Origin of the sequence: Bradyrhizobium sp. 190 (assembly GCF_023073415.1) — a bacterium.
In the GTDB taxonomy this organism is placed as follows: domain Bacteria; phylum Pseudomonadota; class Alphaproteobacteria; order Rhizobiales; family Xanthobacteraceae; genus Bradyrhizobium.
On sequence record NZ_JADPJL010000012.1, the window covers coordinates 253,288 to 269,569 of the forward strand.

The 16,282-nt window shown below is 63.7% G+C and carries 16 protein-coding genes; 8 read left to right on the top strand and 8 right to left on the bottom strand.

Translation table 11 applies throughout. The features are described from left to right. The first annotated feature begins 185 nt into the window (after nucleotides 1-185). Nucleotides 186-1,082 carry a LysR family transcriptional regulator gene (locus tag IVB22_RS10285; protein WP_247517217.1) on the top strand — a complete coding sequence of 299 codons (897 nt, stop codon included), beginning with the start codon at nucleotides 186-188 and terminating at the stop codon, nucleotides 1,080-1,082. On the opposite strand, the gene IVB22_RS10290 is transcribed toward IVB22_RS10285, so the two are convergent. After that, nucleotides 1,079-2,047 (bottom strand): peptidyl-alpha-hydroxyglycine alpha-amidating lyase family protein, encoded by a 969-nt coding sequence (locus tag IVB22_RS10290; RefSeq protein WP_247517218.1) that lies wholly within the window; start codon nucleotides 2,045-2,047, stop codon nucleotides 1,079-1,081. The genes IVB22_RS10285 and IVB22_RS10290 overlap by 4 nt on opposite strands. A 339-nt stretch (nucleotides 2,048-2,386) precedes the next feature. Here IVB22_RS10290 and IVB22_RS10295 point away from each other — a divergent pair, with 339 nt between their 5' ends. Together IVB22_RS10295 and IVB22_RS10300 are read left to right on the top strand one after the other, a co-directional pair. After that, nucleotides 2,387-2,911, top strand: coding sequence for a DUF3280 domain-containing protein (locus tag IVB22_RS10295; RefSeq protein ID WP_247517219.1), 525 nt, complete (start codon nucleotides 2,387-2,389; stop codon nucleotides 2,909-2,911). 60 nt (nucleotides 2,912-2,971) lie between these two features. Next, on the top strand, nucleotides 2,972-3,481 hold the full coding sequence (locus tag IVB22_RS10300) for a DUF2380 domain-containing protein (RefSeq protein ID WP_247517220.1): 510 nt from the start codon (nucleotides 2,972-2,974) through the stop codon (nucleotides 3,479-3,481). 15 nt (nucleotides 3,482-3,496) lie between these two features. Here IVB22_RS10300 and IVB22_RS10305 read toward each other — a convergent pair whose 3' ends face one another. The 5 genes from IVB22_RS10305 to IVB22_RS10325 form a co-directional block, all read right to left on the bottom strand. After that, nucleotides 3,497-5,257 carry an NAD(P)/FAD-dependent oxidoreductase gene (locus IVB22_RS10305; RefSeq protein WP_247517221.1) on the bottom strand — a complete coding sequence of 587 codons (1,761 nt, stop codon included), beginning with the start codon at nucleotides 5,255-5,257 and terminating at the stop codon, nucleotides 3,497-3,499. 105 nt (nucleotides 5,258-5,362) lie between these two features. Next, nucleotides 5,363-6,442 (bottom strand): DUF2855 family protein, encoded by a 1,080-nt coding sequence (locus tag IVB22_RS10310; RefSeq protein WP_247517222.1) that lies wholly within the window; start codon nucleotides 6,440-6,442, stop codon nucleotides 5,363-5,365. A gap of 217 nt (nucleotides 6,443-6,659) precedes the next feature. Continuing rightward, nucleotides 6,660-8,186, bottom strand: a complete 1,527-nt coding sequence (locus IVB22_RS10315; RefSeq protein ID WP_247517223.1) for an acyl-CoA synthetase — start codon at nucleotides 8,184-8,186, stop codon at nucleotides 6,660-6,662. A gap of 17 nt (nucleotides 8,187-8,203) precedes the next feature. Further along, a complete protein-coding gene (locus IVB22_RS10320) occupies nucleotides 8,204-9,406 on the bottom strand; it encodes an ABC transporter substrate-binding protein (RefSeq protein WP_374207502.1) in 1,203 nt (400 codons plus the stop codon). Nucleotides 9,407-9,453: 47 nt separating this feature from the next. Then, nucleotides 9,454-10,428, bottom strand: coding sequence for a nitronate monooxygenase family protein (locus tag IVB22_RS10325; RefSeq protein WP_247517225.1), 975 nt, complete (start codon nucleotides 10,426-10,428; stop codon nucleotides 9,454-9,456). 202 nt (nucleotides 10,429-10,630) lie between these two features. Here IVB22_RS10325 and IVB22_RS10330 point away from each other — a divergent pair, with 202 nt between their 5' ends. Continuing rightward, nucleotides 10,631-11,518 carry a LysR family transcriptional regulator gene (locus IVB22_RS10330; RefSeq protein ID WP_247517851.1) on the top strand — a complete coding sequence of 296 codons (888 nt, stop codon included), beginning with the start codon at nucleotides 10,631-10,633 and terminating at the stop codon, nucleotides 11,516-11,518. Here IVB22_RS10330 and IVB22_RS10335 read toward each other — a convergent pair. Then, on the bottom strand, nucleotides 11,475-12,167 hold the full coding sequence (locus IVB22_RS10335; RefSeq protein WP_247517226.1) for a DNA-3-methyladenine glycosylase: 693 nt from the start codon (nucleotides 12,165-12,167) through the stop codon (nucleotides 11,475-11,477). The two genes, IVB22_RS10330 and IVB22_RS10335, sit on opposite strands and share 44 nt — an antisense overlap. Nucleotides 12,168-12,204: 37 nt before the next feature. On the opposite strand from IVB22_RS10335, the gene gluQRS reads away from it, so the two are divergent. Beyond that, complete coding sequence (gluQRS, locus tag IVB22_RS10340) at nucleotides 12,205-13,107, top strand: tRNA glutamyl-Q(34) synthetase GluQRS (RefSeq protein WP_247517227.1); 903 nt, start codon at nucleotides 12,205-12,207, stop codon at nucleotides 13,105-13,107. Nucleotides 13,108-13,171: 64 nt separating this feature from the next. Then, nucleotides 13,172-14,428, top strand: a complete 1,257-nt coding sequence (locus IVB22_RS10345; RefSeq protein WP_247517228.1) for an ATP-binding protein — start codon at nucleotides 13,172-13,174, stop codon at nucleotides 14,426-14,428. Here IVB22_RS10345 and IVB22_RS10350 read toward each other — a convergent pair. Next, complete coding sequence (locus tag IVB22_RS10350; protein WP_249805159.1) at nucleotides 14,352-15,212, bottom strand: YihY/virulence factor BrkB family protein; 861 nt, start codon at nucleotides 15,210-15,212, stop codon at nucleotides 14,352-14,354. The genes IVB22_RS10345 and IVB22_RS10350 overlap by 77 nt on opposite strands. 191 nt (nucleotides 15,213-15,403) lie before the next feature. Between IVB22_RS10350 and IVB22_RS10355 the strand changes: the two genes are divergently transcribed. Together IVB22_RS10355 and IVB22_RS10360 are read left to right on the top strand one after the other, a co-directional pair. Further along, nucleotides 15,404-15,598, top strand: coding sequence for a twin transmembrane helix small protein (locus IVB22_RS10355; RefSeq protein WP_247517230.1), 195 nt, complete (start codon nucleotides 15,404-15,406; stop codon nucleotides 15,596-15,598). Between the two features lie 21 nt (nucleotides 15,599-15,619). Further along, entirely contained in the window at nucleotides 15,620-16,192 is a 573-nt protein-coding gene (locus IVB22_RS10360; RefSeq protein WP_247517231.1) for a cob(I)yrinic acid a,c-diamide adenosyltransferase, read from the top strand. Nucleotides 16,193-16,282: the final 90 nt, after the last annotated feature.

Here is a 16,282-nt window from a genome sequence, read left to right on the forward strand (position 1 = left end):
GCCTCATGCGTCGGCGCAAAGCAGTGCCGGCGTCATGATGTGTTCCCTCATCTCGCTTTTGCGTTGCTCGGACAGGTAACGTCTGGCGGCGCGGAAAGCACGTTGGAAATACGCCAGCGCGGCTTGCGAAACTGCAAGGAACTCCTAGCTCTGCAGCCATGGAGGACTGGAACGAGCCCCAACTCGTGTTGGCGGTGCATCGGGCAAGCAGCCTCACCGGTGCCGCCAAGGCGCTTGATATCGACCATTCGACCGCGTTCCGGCGTTTGAATGCGCTGGAAACGCGGCTCGGCGTTCGCCTGTTCGAACGGCTTCCCGGCGGCGCATACCAGGCGACGCCGGCGGGCGAGCGGATGGCTTCAGCGGCTGAGCGGATGGAGGATGAGGCGCTCGCCCTCGACCGCGACATTGCCGGCCGCGACCACCGTCTCTCCGGCCGCCTGCGCGTAACCTCCTCGGAGACGCTGGCGTACCGAAAGCTGACCAGCCATCTCGCAACGTTCCGGCAAACCCATCCCGGCATCGTCGTCGAACTCGTGGTCGACAATCGCGTGCTCAACCTCTCGCGCCGCGAGGCCGATATTGCGCTTCGCCCGATGCGGCCGAAGGAGGGGGATCTCTGGGGCCGCAAGCTCGCCGACGTTGCCTGGACCGTCTATGGCGTTGTTCACTATCTCGAAGAGAGCGGCGGGGCTGTTTCATCCCCGGAAGATCTCGGCCGCCGCGCGCTGATCGGATGGGAGGATACGGCTGCCGGTATCAAGGCCGCGGATTGGCTGAATCGAACGGTGCCGGGTGACGCCTTCGTTTATCGGACCAACAGCCTCGTCAATCAGTTCATCGCCGCGAAGGCTGGCATCGGTCTCGCACTTCTGCCCTGCTATCTCGGCGACGAAGATGCCGACCTCGTCCGCGCGCTGCCCGGTCCGGTGCCGGACCTGGCTGGTGAACTCTGGATCGTGACCCACGCGGACCTCAAACGTACCGCGCGGGTCCGCGCCTTCTTCGATCTCGTTGGAGAGGGCCTTGCCCGTGAGCACAATCTGTTCGACGGGCGAGTCCGATCCCGCCCTTCCGCCTAGATTTTCTCCAGCTTCTGCAGGCAACGCGTCACCGCGACCTCCGGCGGCATCGGCGTATCCGGAAAGCTGGTCTTCCAGTCGGTGACGCCGACCTCGCCGATATAGATATCTCCCTTCGAATCCATCGCGATGCCGTGCGGCGCGAGGAATTTGCCGGCCTCCAGCCCCGGGCCGTTCTCGCCGCCGAGTCGGGCGATGCGCTTGCCTTTCGAATCGACGATCGAAAGCCGAGGGCCGAGATTGGGCACCTTGCGATTGACCGCCATGCCGGGGCCGAGTTCGCCGACGATGAACGTGGGCTGCTTGCCGCCGCAGCGGCACAGCGCGCAGGGCCGGTGCAGAAAGTTCCACTGCGTCTCATACTTGCCGTTGCCGTCGAACACCTGCACGCGGTGGTTTTCGCGGTCGGCGACATAGACCCAGCCGTCGGCATCGGTAGCGATGTTGTGGACGATGTTGAACTGGCCGGGATCGGTGCCGGGCTCGCCCCAGGTCTTGAGCAGCTTTCCGTCGGGCGAATATTTGTGGACGCAGGCATTGCCGTAGCCGTCCGAGACATAGATCTCGCCCTTCGGCGACAGCGCCGTATGGGTGCAGCGATGGAACGGCTCGCCGCTCATGAACGGCGCGGGCTTGTTCGGAATGCCGATCGTCAGCAGCACCTTGCCGTCGGTCGTGCACTTGCGCACGGTATGGTCGCCGTCATCGGTGCAATAGAGATTGTCGTCGGCGTCGATGTGTAAACCGTGCGCGCGGTTGAACAGGCCTTCGCCCCAGCTCGTGATGAAATTGCCCTCGCGGTCCAGCACCACCATCGGATGGTCGCCGCGGTTGAACACGTAGATGCGGTCCTTGCTGTCGACCGCGACGGAAGCCGCGTCGGTCAGGCTCCAGCCGTCCGGCAGCTTGGCCCAGTTTTCCACCACGCGGTAACGATGCTCGCCCGAGCCGAGAATGACCGACATGCGTTTCTCCCCATTTGGTATTCTGTTGGCGGGAGTGTTGCAGAGACCTGTCCGAAGCACGAGGGGGATTTGCGCATGGCGCCGCGACGCGTAGCGCCAGCCGCAGCTTCAGATCGATGGCGGGCGGGCGGCTCGCCACGGAGTTGGATGCCTGTCGCAAGCTTCCTCCCAGCGTCCTCCCGATGGCTTCGAATATTGCGGCAAATTTAGTTGGGAAGAAAGCGGGGCGGGATAAGATCGGGCATTTCACCCGGCTGATCCAGGGAAAGCTGCCGTTTCGGGAGGGCTATGGATCGGGCGGTATCGCGGCGAAGTAAGGCAGCAGTTCCGAGGTGATCCATGCGCCACATCGCCCTTGTCCTCGCGCCGGCCATCATGCTTGCAGCGCTCGCGGCGGCTAGGGCTGCCGAGACGGCCGCGTCGCCTCCGGTCAAGATCGCCGTGTTTCCGTTCGAACTGGAGGATTTCAGCGCCGGGGCTGCCTACGTAGCTCCTGACGACATCGACCGCGAGCAATTGCGGTTTTCGACGGAGGAAGCGCGTCGGCTGATCGCGGCATCGGGGCGCTATCAACTGGTCGACGTCAGCGCCGTGAACGAAGAGGCGGCGAAGGCAGGCAAGTTGCGGGAGTGCGCGGGCTGCGACGCCAAGATCGCCGCGGGCCTTAGCGCCGATCAGTCGATGATTGGAATCGTCACCCGTATCACCCGGACGGAATACGCCGTGACTTACAGGATTCGCAATGCCCGGTCCGGGGCGCTCGTGGATGTCAAGCAGACCGACCTGCGGATGGGCGCCAATGTGGCCTGGAGCCGCGGGGCGCGGTGGCTGATCGAAAACCGTCTGCTGGAGCAGGTGAAATAGGTGCCAGAACGAAACGCACATTACGAAACGCCAAGGGAACCATTTGTGATGGAAAATTTGATGAAACTGCGCATGTTGAGCCTCGCTTTGATTGCCGCCGCTGTTGTCTGCGCCTGTTCTGTCCGGCAAGGTCGGGCGCAGGCGACAACGCTCGTGTTCGCCGTCGCCGAAATCCACTATGTCGACACCTCGGGTGAGGTGATCGATCAAAGCGCCGACCATCGCCGGCGGCTGCGCGAGTTCGAAGCCGCGTTGCGCAGCGATCTGGTAGCGAGCGGAAAGATAGCGAATGCAGCGCTTGAATGTCCGCCAAACGCCTGCTCGGTGGGCGACATCAGTGACGGTCAACTGCTGGGCAGGGCGAAGGAGGCCGGCGCCACCCATCTATTGATTGGCCGCTTTCACAAGATGAGCACGCTGATACAGCAGGCGAAATTCGACGTCATCGATGTGAAAGCGCGGAAAGTCGTGTTCGATCGCTATATCAGCTTCCGCGGCGACAACGACGCGGCCTGGCGCCGGGCGGAATCCTTCCTTGCCCGGCAAATCCTCGATCACGGCGAATGGTGAGCGGCAGCGCTGGCGTCAGCGCTGCAGCAGCCCTTCCTCGATCGCCTTGATCTGCAGCGCGAGGTGCTTTGAGCCGATGCGGCATTGCGCGAGGCCGCCGGCGATCAGCCAGAGGCCGGGCTGGCCGGTGCGGGTGTACATGTTGCGTAGTTCGTGCTCGTCGCCAAATCCCCAGATCGTGCCGACGCGTTTTTCGACAGCTTCGCCGAACAGTTTTCGCACCAGCACTTCCTGGCGCTTGTAGCCGGTCGCGAGCACGACGAGGTCGGCGGCGACCGTTTCGCCGTCCTTCATCTTCGCGCCGTCGGCGACGAACTTGTCGATGTCAGCGAACTGTTTGAGCGTGATATCGCCTTTGACGATCAGGTCGGAGCAGCCGACGTTGAAATAATAGCCGCCGCCACGGGTGAGATATTTGAACTGCCAGCCGGTATTGTCTTCGCCGAAATCGAGCTTGAAGCCGACGCGCTCCAGGCCCTCGAGCAATTCCCTGTCGAGCGCCTTGGATTTCTCCGCTGTCAATGCGTGGCTCTTCCGCGCCAGCTTGAGCGGCATCGAGGTCGCGATCAGGTCGTTGTCCTCCAGCGTGCCCTCATTGTAGGGCGCGTAGACCAGTTGCGCCGACGGCTCGATGCTGACGATCAGCGTGGACGAGCGCTGGAACAGCGTGACGTTGGCGCCGCTGGAATGCAGGTCCTGCGCGATGTCGTGGCCGCTGTTGCCGGTGCCGATCACGATCGCGGGCTTGCCCTTCCAGTTCTCGCCGTCGTCGTACTGGCTGGAATGCATCACCTTGCCGGCGAAATCCTTCAGGCCGGGAATCTCCGGCACGCTCGGAATGCCGCTGACGCCGGTCGCGAGCACGACATGGCGCGGATGCATGACGCGCTTGTTGCCATCGGCCTGGCGCAGCATGACCGTCCAGCGGCCCTCCTTCTCGTCGTAACTGCCGCCCTCGAATTCGGTCTCGGTCCAGAAGTTCAGCTCCATCGCCTCGACATAGGCTTCGAACCAGTTGGCGAGCTTGTCCTTCGGGATGTAGGTCGGCCAGTTCGGCGGGAAATGCAAATAGGGCAGGTGGTTGACCTGCACTTGGTTGTGCAGCGTCAGCGCGTGGTAGCGCTTGCGCCAGTTGTCACCGATGCGCTTCTCGCGATCGACGATCAGGGTGTCGACGTTCAATTGCTTCAGGCGCGCGGCGATGGAGAGCCCGGATTGCCCGCCGCCGATGACGAGGACGGTGGGATCGTGGTTGGCATAGCCGGCTGATTCCCTGCGCAGGTCGAGCCAGTTCGGCCCACGAAAATCGCGTGAATAGGCGTTGCCGCGGGGCCGATTGACGCCGAGTTGTTCCTCGAAACCTTTTAATTCGCCAAGTTCGGTCAACAGCGTCCACGCTTTCAACCGGTTGCCATCGTCGGCATCAGGGATCAGGCGGATGATGCCGCTGCCGCGCCCGACCTTGGTCTCGAACTTGAAAATGGCCTCGATCGCGTTGGTGCCCGCGCGCATTACCTTGCGCGGTGCCGCGCGATCGGGAGCGATGGCAAAGTCGCCCGGCCCAGCGATGCGGGCCAGCGGCGGCAGCGCCTTCAGGATCGCGTCTCTGCCGTTCAGCGTTTGAATGTTCCAGCTCAGCGCCAGCACGTCGCGCCAATAGCTGTCGGGATGGAACAGCGTCTTCAGCAAACCGTCGTCGGGTTTCGCCAGCGCTTCCTCGAACTGCGCAAGCCAAGTGTCGGCGGCTACCGAACTGTCGTCCGTCCTGTCGAGCATGCGCGTTTCCCGTCACCAGCCGTCTTTGCGGCGTTTCCCTGTCCGGCGAGCCTATACCCATCCGGGACGGCGCAGAAAGGGCGTGAGGAGATATCCGTCATGCCGTTAGAGCGACAGGATGAGCCCCTGATCCGGCGGGACGCGGCCGTTGAGGGTGTCGAGATAGCCGCGCTGCACCGCCGCCGGCCCGTGGCTCTCGCTCACCTTCATCCATTGATCCAGCTTCGGGGCGAAGCCGGACCATGCAGCGCCAAATCGCTTGTCGACGCCGCCCGGTCCCCATTCCTTGGCGCGCTTACGGATCTGGTCCGGCGCGAAGAACCAGTTCGGCCTCGCGCCTGGCAATTCCGGCTCGTCGGCCGCCGTGCTGCGATGGGTTAGCCCGACCCGGCCGGAGTATTTCATCTGCTCGCCGAAATGCCGGTGCAGTTGTTCGCGTAAGGAGCTGTTGCCCGCCATGTCGACATACGCCACGGGCTGGCCCGTCGGCATCGAGTTCACGCGGTCATAGGTCACAACGTCGTCGTAGCAGCCGAGCGATTTGACGAACTCGGTATTGCCGGCCGAAGTCAGGCCGATCACCTTGGTGCCTCTCGCGTGCACAAGATGCGCAAGGCCATAAGCCGTCTTGCTGGAGGCAGAGGAGAGCATCACGCTTTTCGCGCCATAGAATTCGTTCTCGGCGAGAAAGTCATCAACCAGGAACGACAGCATGAACAGCGGGCGCAGCAGGGCCTGATAGTCGCCCTGCTTGCCTTCGAAGGCCGGATCGCCGCTGACGCGCGCATAGACGTTGTAGACCGGCGCCACGCCTTGCCGGTGCGCCGCGCCATCGCGCAGGCCGCGCTTGGAGACGTCGGCGGCCTCGATGACGAGATGCGTCGACATCGGGAAATAGCCGAACAGGGTTTCGCCTTTGGCGACGCCGGGATGTTTTGACGCGATCACCTCGCCAAATCCCCAGACCGGAATGTTGCCGAAATCCTTGGGCGCCGGAAAGAGCTGCCAGTATTTCAGCGCATCGCCCATGACGGCATAGGTGATGTTGTTGGCGGTGAAGGCGAAGCGCGTAACCTTCACCAGCAGCGCCTCGTCAGGCAGCGCAGCTGCGTCAGGCAGTTGCGTCTCGATTACCTTGCATTGCTGCAGATCGTTGCGGGCGACGACGAAGTCGGTGGCTTGCATTGTTTCGATCCCTGCTTCTCACATGCAGCGATCATTGCGCCGACCGATGACCGTTTTGCAACAGCAATGATGTTTAAAACGGTGTTCGATTTTGATGTCGGAATGCTCCCCCCCGTCATTGCGAGCGCAGCGAAGCAATCCATCTTTCCGCGTACGAGGTGGCAATGGATTGCTTCGCTTCGCTCGCAATGACGTGGAGGGTGCGGAAGGTGAGCCGTCACGCAATCGCCCGCAGCCTACCCTCGGCATACAGATCGCGCAGCTTGCGCTTGAAGATCTTGCCGGTGGCTTCGCGCGGCATCGCGTCCATGAACTGGATGTCCTTTGGCACCTTGAAGTTGGCGAGACGTCCGCGCAAAAATTCCTGCACCGCGGCGGGTGATAGCGCCGCATTCGCTTCCAGCTCGATGCAGGCGAACAGCCGCTCGCCGAATTCGTCGTCGGGGACGCCGAACACCGCGCAGTCGCGCACGCCATCCATGCCGATCAGCGCGTTCTCGATTTCCGCCGGATAGATGTTGACGCCGCCGGAGATCACCATGTCGCGCTTGCGGTCGCACAGGAACAGGTAGCCGTCTTCGTCGAGATAGCCGACGTCGCCGACGCTGACGAGGCCGTCGCGGCCAGCCTCCGCGCGCGCCTCGGCCTTGCCGTGATAATCGAAATCCGGCACCGAAACCTGCCGCATGAAGATTTCGCCTGTTTCGTTGACGCCGCACAGTTCACCGTCCGGGCGGTAGATCTTGACGATACCGCCATCGATCGCGCGGCCGACGGTGCCGGGTTTTGCCAATGCCTCCTCGGCAGAATGCCACACCGGAATGCCTGTTTCGGTCGAGCCGAAATACTCGTTGATGACCGGTCCCCACCATTCGATCATGGCGCGCTTGACCTGCGGCGGGCAGGGGGCAGCGCCGTGCACGATGAAACGCAGCGACGACAGATCGTAGCGCCGCTTGACGTCATCCGGCAGCCGCAGCAGGCGCACGAACATCGTCGGCACCATGTGCATGTGGGTGACACGATGACGTTCGATCAGTTGCAGCATGTCCTCGGGATCGAAGCGCGGTTCGAGCACGATTGTGCAGCCGCTGCGGAACGCCAGCATGCCATAGGAATTCGGCGCCGAATGGTACATCGGGCCGTTCATCAGGATGACCTGGTCCTCGTTCGGCTTCACGCCATAGGCGATGCCGCCGACGCGCGCCGAAGCCGTGGCTTGTTCCGGCGTCATCGGCTTGCGGCGCACACCCTTGGGCAGGCCGGTGGTACCCGACGTGTAGAACATCGGTCCGCTGCCGACCGGAGCCTCCTGCAAGGGCGCATGCGTGTCGCGCCAACGGTCCCAGTCGGTCATACCGTCGGGGACTTGCGTCAGCGCGGGCGCGACATTGAACGCAGCCGCGATCTCCGGCGGTGTGGTCACCACCAGGAGTCGCACATCGGCGGGAAGACCGTCCCTGATCTGCGGCAGCAGGTCGGCATGGCAGACCAGGATTTTCGCGCCGCTGTCAGCCAGGATATAGGCGACCTCCTCGGCCTTCAGATGCCAGTTGATCGGCACCACCGGGCTGCCCAGCGCCGCCGCGCCACCCGAGACTTCGAAGAACGCAAAGTCGTTGCGCAGCATCATGCCGACGGGCGTTCCGCCACTGACGCCGAGCGCCCTGAAGCCCGCCGCCGCCCGCGCGATGCGGGCATGGATCTCGGGATAGCTGATTTGGCGTTCGCCGCCGACGATCATGACAGGCACTCCAGTTCTTACGGCTCTTGGTCTTCGATCAACTCGCCAAAGCCAACCCAGCTCTTGCCGTCGAAACGCTGCATCCTGAGTTGCTGGAACAGCAAATAGTCGTCGGAGCCGGTCGTCACCGTGATGCCCGGCAGCAGCAGCGGCAGCGAGACCTTGTTCAGCGAGGTTGCCTTCTTCAGCACGTTAGCACGGCTCAGATCGTCGCCGCACGCGCGCAGCACCTGCGCGAGCAACACCAGGCTGGTATAGCCGCTGGCGTAGGTGGTGTCGTGCGGATCGGCTGCAGGCATGTACCGCTTCATGAAGCCGAAATACTCCTTCACGTCGGCATCATCTGCCCATTGCGGATCGTTGATGTTCTTCAGATAGGCCGCGGAAACCAGTCCGGTCGCGTTCTCCAGTCCCGCCGGCTGCAGGATTGTCGCGATCGAGGTCACTGAGGTGGGCACCAGGAACAGGTCCGGCTTGAAGCCCATCTCGGCGCTGCGGCGGATCATCTGCGAGCCGAACTTGCCGATGGCGACGCCGAAGAACACGTTGGCGCCGGAAGCCTTCAGCGTGGCGAGCTGTGAATCGATCGTCGGCTGGGTGGTCTCGTAAACCGCCTCGGCCACGATCATGCTGGCCGCCTTGTCGCCTAGGCCGCGCTTGAACGCGGAGACATAGTCACGGCCGAAATCGTCGTTCTGCGACAGGATCGCGATCTTTGCGTCAGGCTTGGTGCGCAGCACGTGCTTGGCATAGATGACGCCTTCAGAATGGTATGAAGCCATCCCGCCCATCGTCCACGGGAAATGCTTCGGATCCGCCCATTTGCTGGCGCCGGTGGTGATGAAGAGATGCGGCACCTTCTTGGCGTTCAGGTAACGGTGGACGGCGCTGTTGGTCGGCGTGCCGAGTGAGCCAAAAACCAGCAGCACTTCGTCCTGCTCGACCAGCCGGCGCGTCTGCTCGACCGTCTTGGGCGGCGAATAGGCGTCGTCGAGACTGTGCAGCTTGAGCTTGCGGCCGCTGATGCCGCCTTCCGCATTCACCTTCTCGAAATAGGCCTGCGCGACCTTGCCGAGTCCCGAATAGCCCGACAGCGGACCGCTGTAGGGCATGGTCTGGCCGATCAGGATCTCGTTGGCGGTGACGCCGTTCTCGGCGCGGGCCGTGCTGCCCGCAAGCGCCAGCAGCCCGGCGCAGCACATCGCGATGGTTCTCATCATTTCACTCCCTTGTTGTTTGTTTGATTGGTTGTTGGAACCGGCGCGTCTCAGGCGCGCGCTCGGTTGAGAAAGTCGCTGCTGGCCTCGGTGAACTCGTACTTGAGGCGTTCCACCAGCTCGGCGACCGGCGGCGCGTCGGCGATCTGGCCGATGCCCTGGCCGGAGCCCCAGATGTCGCGCCATGCCTTGGCCTTGGTGTTGCCGCCGGAGCCGAAATTCATCTTCGACTTGTCGCTAAGCGGCAGATTTTCTGGATCGAGGCCCGCGGCCACGATCGAGGGCCCGAGATAATTGCCGTGCACGCCGGTGAACAGGTTGGAGTAGACGATGTCGTGCGCCGCGTGTTCGACCAGCGCGGCCTTGTAGGCCGGATCGGCATTGGCTTCGGCGGTGGCGATGAAGCGCGTGCCCATGTAGGCCGCATCAGCCCCGAGCGCGAGCGCCGACGCGATGCCCCAGCCGTCGGAGATCGCGCCCGACAGCAGGACGGTGCCCTTGAACCACTGCTTGACCTCGCGCAGCAGCGCGAACGGCGACAGCATGCCGGCATGGCCGCCGGCGCCGGCACAGACCAGAATGAGACCGTCGACGCCATGGTCGGCAGCTTTCCGCGCATGCTTGACGTTGATCACGTCGTGGAAAACCACGCCGCCATAGGAATGCGCGGCCTCGACGATTTCGATCGGCGGGCGCAGCGAGGTGATGATGATCGGCACCTTGTGCTTTACGCAGGTCTCCATGTCTTTCATCAGCCGGTCGTTGGAAGCGTGGCAGATCTGGTTGACCGCGTAGGGCGCCACCTTCTTCTCCGGATGCAGTGCCTTGTACTCGCCAAGCTCGTTCTCGATTCGGCTCAGCCACTCGTCGAGCTTCTCCACGGGGCGGGCATTCAGCGCGGGGAACGAGCCGACGATGCCGGCCTTGCACTGGGCGATCACGAGTTCCGGCCCGGAGACGATAAACAGCGGTGAGCCGACGACCGGCAGTTCGAGCGAATCGGCAAGCGAAGCGGGCAACGGCATTCGGTTCCTCCTTGTCGCGCAAGGCCGGGCCAGGCTAGGCGCGCATCCCTTGATATTGATTTGAGCGCATCAGGCCGGGTGGAGCCGCTGGCCTGCGCTTGTTACGGTCCATTATAGGGCTGGACGGCACGCTCCAGCCGTTCAATATTGAACAGGTGATCAGTCAGGAATGAACAGTGCGGCTGGCGTCGCGGGGGAGCCGATGGACTGGGACCTGTGCAAGACCTTCGTGGCGGTGGCCGAGACCCGCAGCTTCGCCGCCGCCGCGCGGCGGTTGCGCTCCAGCCATCCGACGGTCGGCCGCAAGATCGCCGAACTGGAAGGCCAGCTCGGCATACCCCTGTTCGCGCGCTCCAATGAAGGTCTTTCGCTGACCGCGCAGGGCCGCAAGTTTCGCGAGCATGTCGAGGCGATGGCGGCGGCGGCGCTGCGTGCGGAAGCTGCGGTGTCGGCGACCGGGGCGCAGGCGCGCGGCGTCGTCAAGCTGTCGATCGGCTCCACGCTCGCCTCGCACTGGCTGATGCCGAAGCTCGGTCCATTTCTGCGTGCGCATGACCATATCCAGCTTGAGATCATCACCCATCCCTATCCGGCCAGCGTGCGCCGCCGCGAGGCCGATGTCGTATTGCGCCCCGTGGACAGCGGCGAAGAGAATTTGATCGGCCGAAAGATCGGCCGCCTCGGCACCGGCTTCTACGCCTCGCGCGATTATGCCGCGCGGCGGCGGCTCCCCGAGCGGCGTGACGAATGGAAGGAACACAGCGTCATCGGCTTCGCCGACCGATTGTCGAACGAACGTCTGGCACGCTGGAGCGACGCGATCACGCGGCAGGGGTCGATGGTGATGCGATGCTCGTCGCAGGGCGACATGCTCGCCGCCGCGCGCGCGGGCCTTGGGATTTCAACGCTGTCCTGTTTTGTCGCGGCCGCCTATCCGGATCTCGTCCGCGTCGCCCCGCAGAAACTCGTCAGTGTGGCCGATCTCTGGCTTCTGGCCCATCCCGATCTCGTCGAACTTCCGGCCGTGCGTGCCGTGATCGATTTCGTCACGGCTTCCGCGCGGGAAGACCGGGTGAAGTTGCGGGGGTGAGTTTGTCGGCAAGCACGCCCTCGCGCTTTTTCAGCACCCGATAATAACTCCACCACAGATGCGCCGCCGCGCCACGCAAAGGACGCCACGGTTCCGCCAGTGGCGCCATCTGCTTGGCGTTAGGGCGGGCCTGCAGGCCAAGCCCCATCTTGACCGCCTCCTGTATGGCGATATCGCCCGCCGGCCAGGCGTCGCCATGGCCGAGGCAGAACAACAGGTAGACGTCGGCCGTCCACGGGCCGATGCCGTGCAGCGCGGTCAGGGTATGGTGGGCGGCGTCCGCGTCTTCCTCCGCCAGCACGTCGAGATTGAGCCGCTCGGCGGCGAGCTCGCGCGCGATATTCTTCAGCGTCTTGATCTTGGCGGCGGAAAGGCCCAACCGCCCGAGGCGGTCGGCGCGGGCTTTGCCGATGACGTGATGATCGAACGGGTCGAATGCGGCTGCAAGCCGCGCCCAGATCGCGCCGGCGCTCGCGGTGGACAATTGCTGGCCGCAAACGATCGCTGCCAGCCCGGCGAACCCCGGCTCGCGCTGCCGCAGCGCCGGCATGCCAGTGAGTTCGAAAATAGGCTTCAGCCGCACGTCCTGCTTGACCAGCGCGAGGACGGCGTCTTCGAGGTCGGACTGGCTGTTGAGGTGGATGGTCATTGCCCCTTAAAACCATCATGTCCCGCGAAAGAGATCAATGCCGCCACCCGTTTTCCGATTTGCACCAAGCCCGAACGGCTACCTCCATCTCGGTCACGCCTATTCGGCGCTGCTGAATTTCGACCTGGCGCGTCGCACCGGCGGCAGGTTCCTGCTGCGAATCGAGGATATCGACGCGGCAAGGTGCCGGCCGGAATTCGAGGCGGCGATCTATGAAGACCTCGCCTGGCTGGGGATATCCTGGGAAACGCCGGTGCGGCGGCAATCGGAACATTTTGCGCGCTATCGCGAGGCGGTCGAACGATTGGCAGGCTTGGGCCTGATCTATCCTAGCTTCGAGAGCCGCGCGGAAATCGTCCGTCTGGTCGCGCAACGCGAAGCCTGTGCGCCGTGGCCGCGCGACCCCGACGGGGCGCCGCTCTATCCGGGGCCTGCGAAATCGCTGTCGCCGGAGCGGCGCCGGCAGTTGATCGCGGAAGGCACGCCTTACGCGCTGCGGCTCGACATGCAGGAGGCGCTCGCGCGCACCAAGGAACTGGCGTGGCGTGAGGAGGGTATAGGTCCCGGCGGCGAGAGCGGCATCGTGAATGCGCTTCCGCAAGCCTGGGGTGATGTCATCCTGGCGCGCAAGGAGACGCCAACAAGCTATCACTTGTCCGTCGTGATCGACGACGCCTTGCAGGGGGTTACCGACGTGGTGCGGGGCAGGGACCTGTTCTGGTCGACGAGCGTGCACCTGCTGTTGCAGCAGCTGCTCGGTATCCCGCAACCGGTCTATCGGCATCACCGGCTGATCGAAGATGCGTCGGGACACAAACTCTCGAAATCGACGCAAGCCACCGCCTTGCGCGAATTGCGTGGGAAAGGTGCCACGCCTGCGGACATTCGCAGCCTCGTCGGCCTGTCCGACGACTCCCGTAATACTACTGGGGGTTGTTGAAAACGTCTCCGTGACATCGGCCGCCGTCGCGTGTCATGCTGGGTGCGGCAGAGGAAGGGGGACCATGGCGGCGAAGCGGCGCTCACGGCGCATCACACGGCCAGTAAAGAAGCGGCCAGCGAAAAAGCGCGTATCCAGCGCCGCGGCAAAAGTGCGCGGTAGCCGCAAATCCGCCGTCGCTGTCTCCGGTATGGTCGAGTCCGCGCTGGCAGCGTTCGCACACGAGGTCCGCACGCCGCTCACGGGCATTCTGGCGATCAGCAATCTGCTCGCGACTTCTGAACTCGATGAGCGCGAGCGGCGCTGGGTCGACACCATCAAGGCCGGCGCGGAACATCTGGCGAGCCTTGCGACTCTGTTCGTCGATGCGGCACGCAGCGGCGGTCCCGGGCTCGAGGTGCGGCAGGACTTCTTCGACCTGCGAACGCTCGCGCGCAATGCCGGCGATTCGTTGACCGGGCGTGCGGCGGCGAAAGGCCTGCAGTCGTCAGTTGTTATTTCTGAAGAACTGCCGGGATTTGCGATCGGCGATCCGGTCCGCCTGCGCGCCGCGGTGGAGAACCTGATCGACAATGCCGTGAAATTCACCGAACAGGGCAGTGTCGCCCTCCAGGTCACGCCCCTGCGCAGCGCGAAAGGCAGGGTTGCCGTTGCATTCGAGGTCTCCGACAGCGGGATCGGCCTCACGCTGAGCGAGATCAAACGCCTGTTCCGGCCGTTTTCGCAGGCCAATGTCTCCATTGCATCGCGCTTCGGCGGCGCCGGGCTCGGATTGTCGTCGGTCAAGCAACTGGCGCGCGCCATGGGCGGCGACGTCACCGTGACGCAACGCCATGGCGGCGGCACCATCTTTACCTTCAATGTCGTGATGTCACCGGCAAAGGACGTGGTGACGGCAGCGTCCGGCGCCAATGGCGAGATATCGATCGGCTCGCCGCGGCCGTTGCGCCTGCTCAGCGTCGAGGACAATCCGTTCGGCCGCGTCGTCCTCAACGCGATCCTGACCGAGCTTGGTCATCAGGCCGAGTTCATCGGCCAGGGCGAGGCGGCGCCCGGGCGGATCGCGCACGGCGCATTCGATGCGGTGCTGATGGACATGGTCCTGCCGGGGATCAACGGTATCGAAGCGATCACGCGCATTCGCGCGCTTCAGCCGCCGCTCGGGCGCATTCCGATCATCGGCATATCCGGCCGCAGCGAGGACGAGGCGGCATCACGCGCCGCCGGCGCCGACATCTTTCTGGTCAAGCCTGTGTCTCCGCGCGCCCTGGCGACTGCGCTGCATGAAGCGACATCCCCTTCGGCAATCGCGACTTCATGATGGCCGCATTCAGTTCGCCGCCGTAGACGAAAATCGCGGCAATGAAATACAGAAACACCAGCGCGATGATGACCGAGGCAAGCCCCGCATACATCGTCACGTAGTTGCTGGCGAAGCGCGCCAGATACTGGCCGAAAACGATGCCCGAGATCAGGGACGCCACCATCGTAAAGACGATGCCCGGAAGGATCTGCAGAAAACTTCGGCGGCCGCAGGGCAGCCAGGCATGCAGGACGAACAGCGCCACGATCATCGCCGTGATGGTGATGCCGTAGCGGGCGAAATTGAGCAGGCTTTCATTGGACTCGACAAAGAACGGAATGTGGCGGCGTGCCGTTTCCAGGATCAGCGGACCGAGCACGATCAGGAACGCCATGGCGAGCGAGGTGAAGGCGGCGACCAGCGTATAGCCGATCGATTCCAGCCGCAGCCAGTACCACGCCCGCGGCTCGACCACCGAATAGGCGCGGTTCAGCGCAACCCGCACCGCCTCGACGCCGTTGGAGGCGAAATAGACCGCCAGCACCGCGCCGACGGTCAGGATGTCGCCGCGCGTCGTGGTCAGGACGTCGTGGATTTCGCCCGACAGCGCGTCCGCGACCTGCTGCGGCCAGGTCTGCAGCAACAGTCCCACCGCTCCATCGGCAAGCTCCTTGGAGCCGAAAAAGCCGGCCAGCGACGTCAGCACGATCAGGAACGGGAACAGGGCCATCAACGTCGACAGCGCGATGTGGCTCGCGATCGCCCAGCCGTCATCAGCGAGGAACGTATAGAACGCCTCCATCACGACGAGGTAGACGTAGCGAATGAGCCTCACATCTCACCTCGATCAGAGTACGGCGATCCGGTCTCAAAGCTTGGGTTAGCATCTGATATTATTGGCTTAAAAGCCAGATCGTCGAGCGGTTGCGCAAGGGGTGTGCGAGGGATTGTGAACGTGTGGAAGTCGACGCTTCACGGTGTTATGTAGCGCCGATGGCATCCTTTCTGAGTTCGATCGTTCTCCCGATCGCGGTTGCGGCCGTGGCTATCGTGCTGCTGCTCGGCCTCGTCAACATGATGCGCGGCGGCTCGCCGAGCCGCTCGCAGAACCTGATGCGGCTTCGGGTGTTGCTGCAATTCATCGCCATCGTCATCACCATGGTCGTGGTCTGGGCGATGGGCAGATAAGGACAGAAAAGGGACGCGCCAATGGTCGTACTCAACCGCATCTATACCAAGACTGGCGATGACGGCACCACGGCGCTCGGCAGCGGCGAACGCCGTCCCAAATACGATCTGCGCATCTCGGCCTATGGCACCGTGGACGAGACCAATGCCGCCATCGGCGTGGTCCGGCTGCACCTTGGCGAGGCCCGCGAACTCGATGCGATGCTGGGACGGATCCAGAACGACCTGTTCGATCTCGGCGCCGATCTCGCGGTGCCCCAGCGCGACGGCAAGGCCGAGCGGCTGCGGATGCTCTCAAGCCAGGTCGAGCGGCTCGAACGCGATATCGACAGCCTGAACGAGCACCTCGCACCCTTGACCTCGTTCGTTCTGCCCGGCGGCACCCCCGCCGCGGCATACCTGCATCTCGCCCGTACCATATGTCGCCGGGCGGAACGGATCATGGTGGAACTCGCAGCTAACCCGGAGGAGCCTGTCAGCGAGGCCGCCATTCAGTATATGAACCGCCTGTCGGATTTCCTGTTCGTCGCCAGCCGCGCCATGAACGATAATGGGGCCGGAGACGTGTTGTGGGTGCCCGGTCAGAACCGTTAAGGTAGGCCTTGTCCGGGAGCCGATTTTTGGCGTTCGCGCGTTGACCGCCGATAGCGGGACCTTTAGGTTCCGCGCCCAAGCCGATAGCTA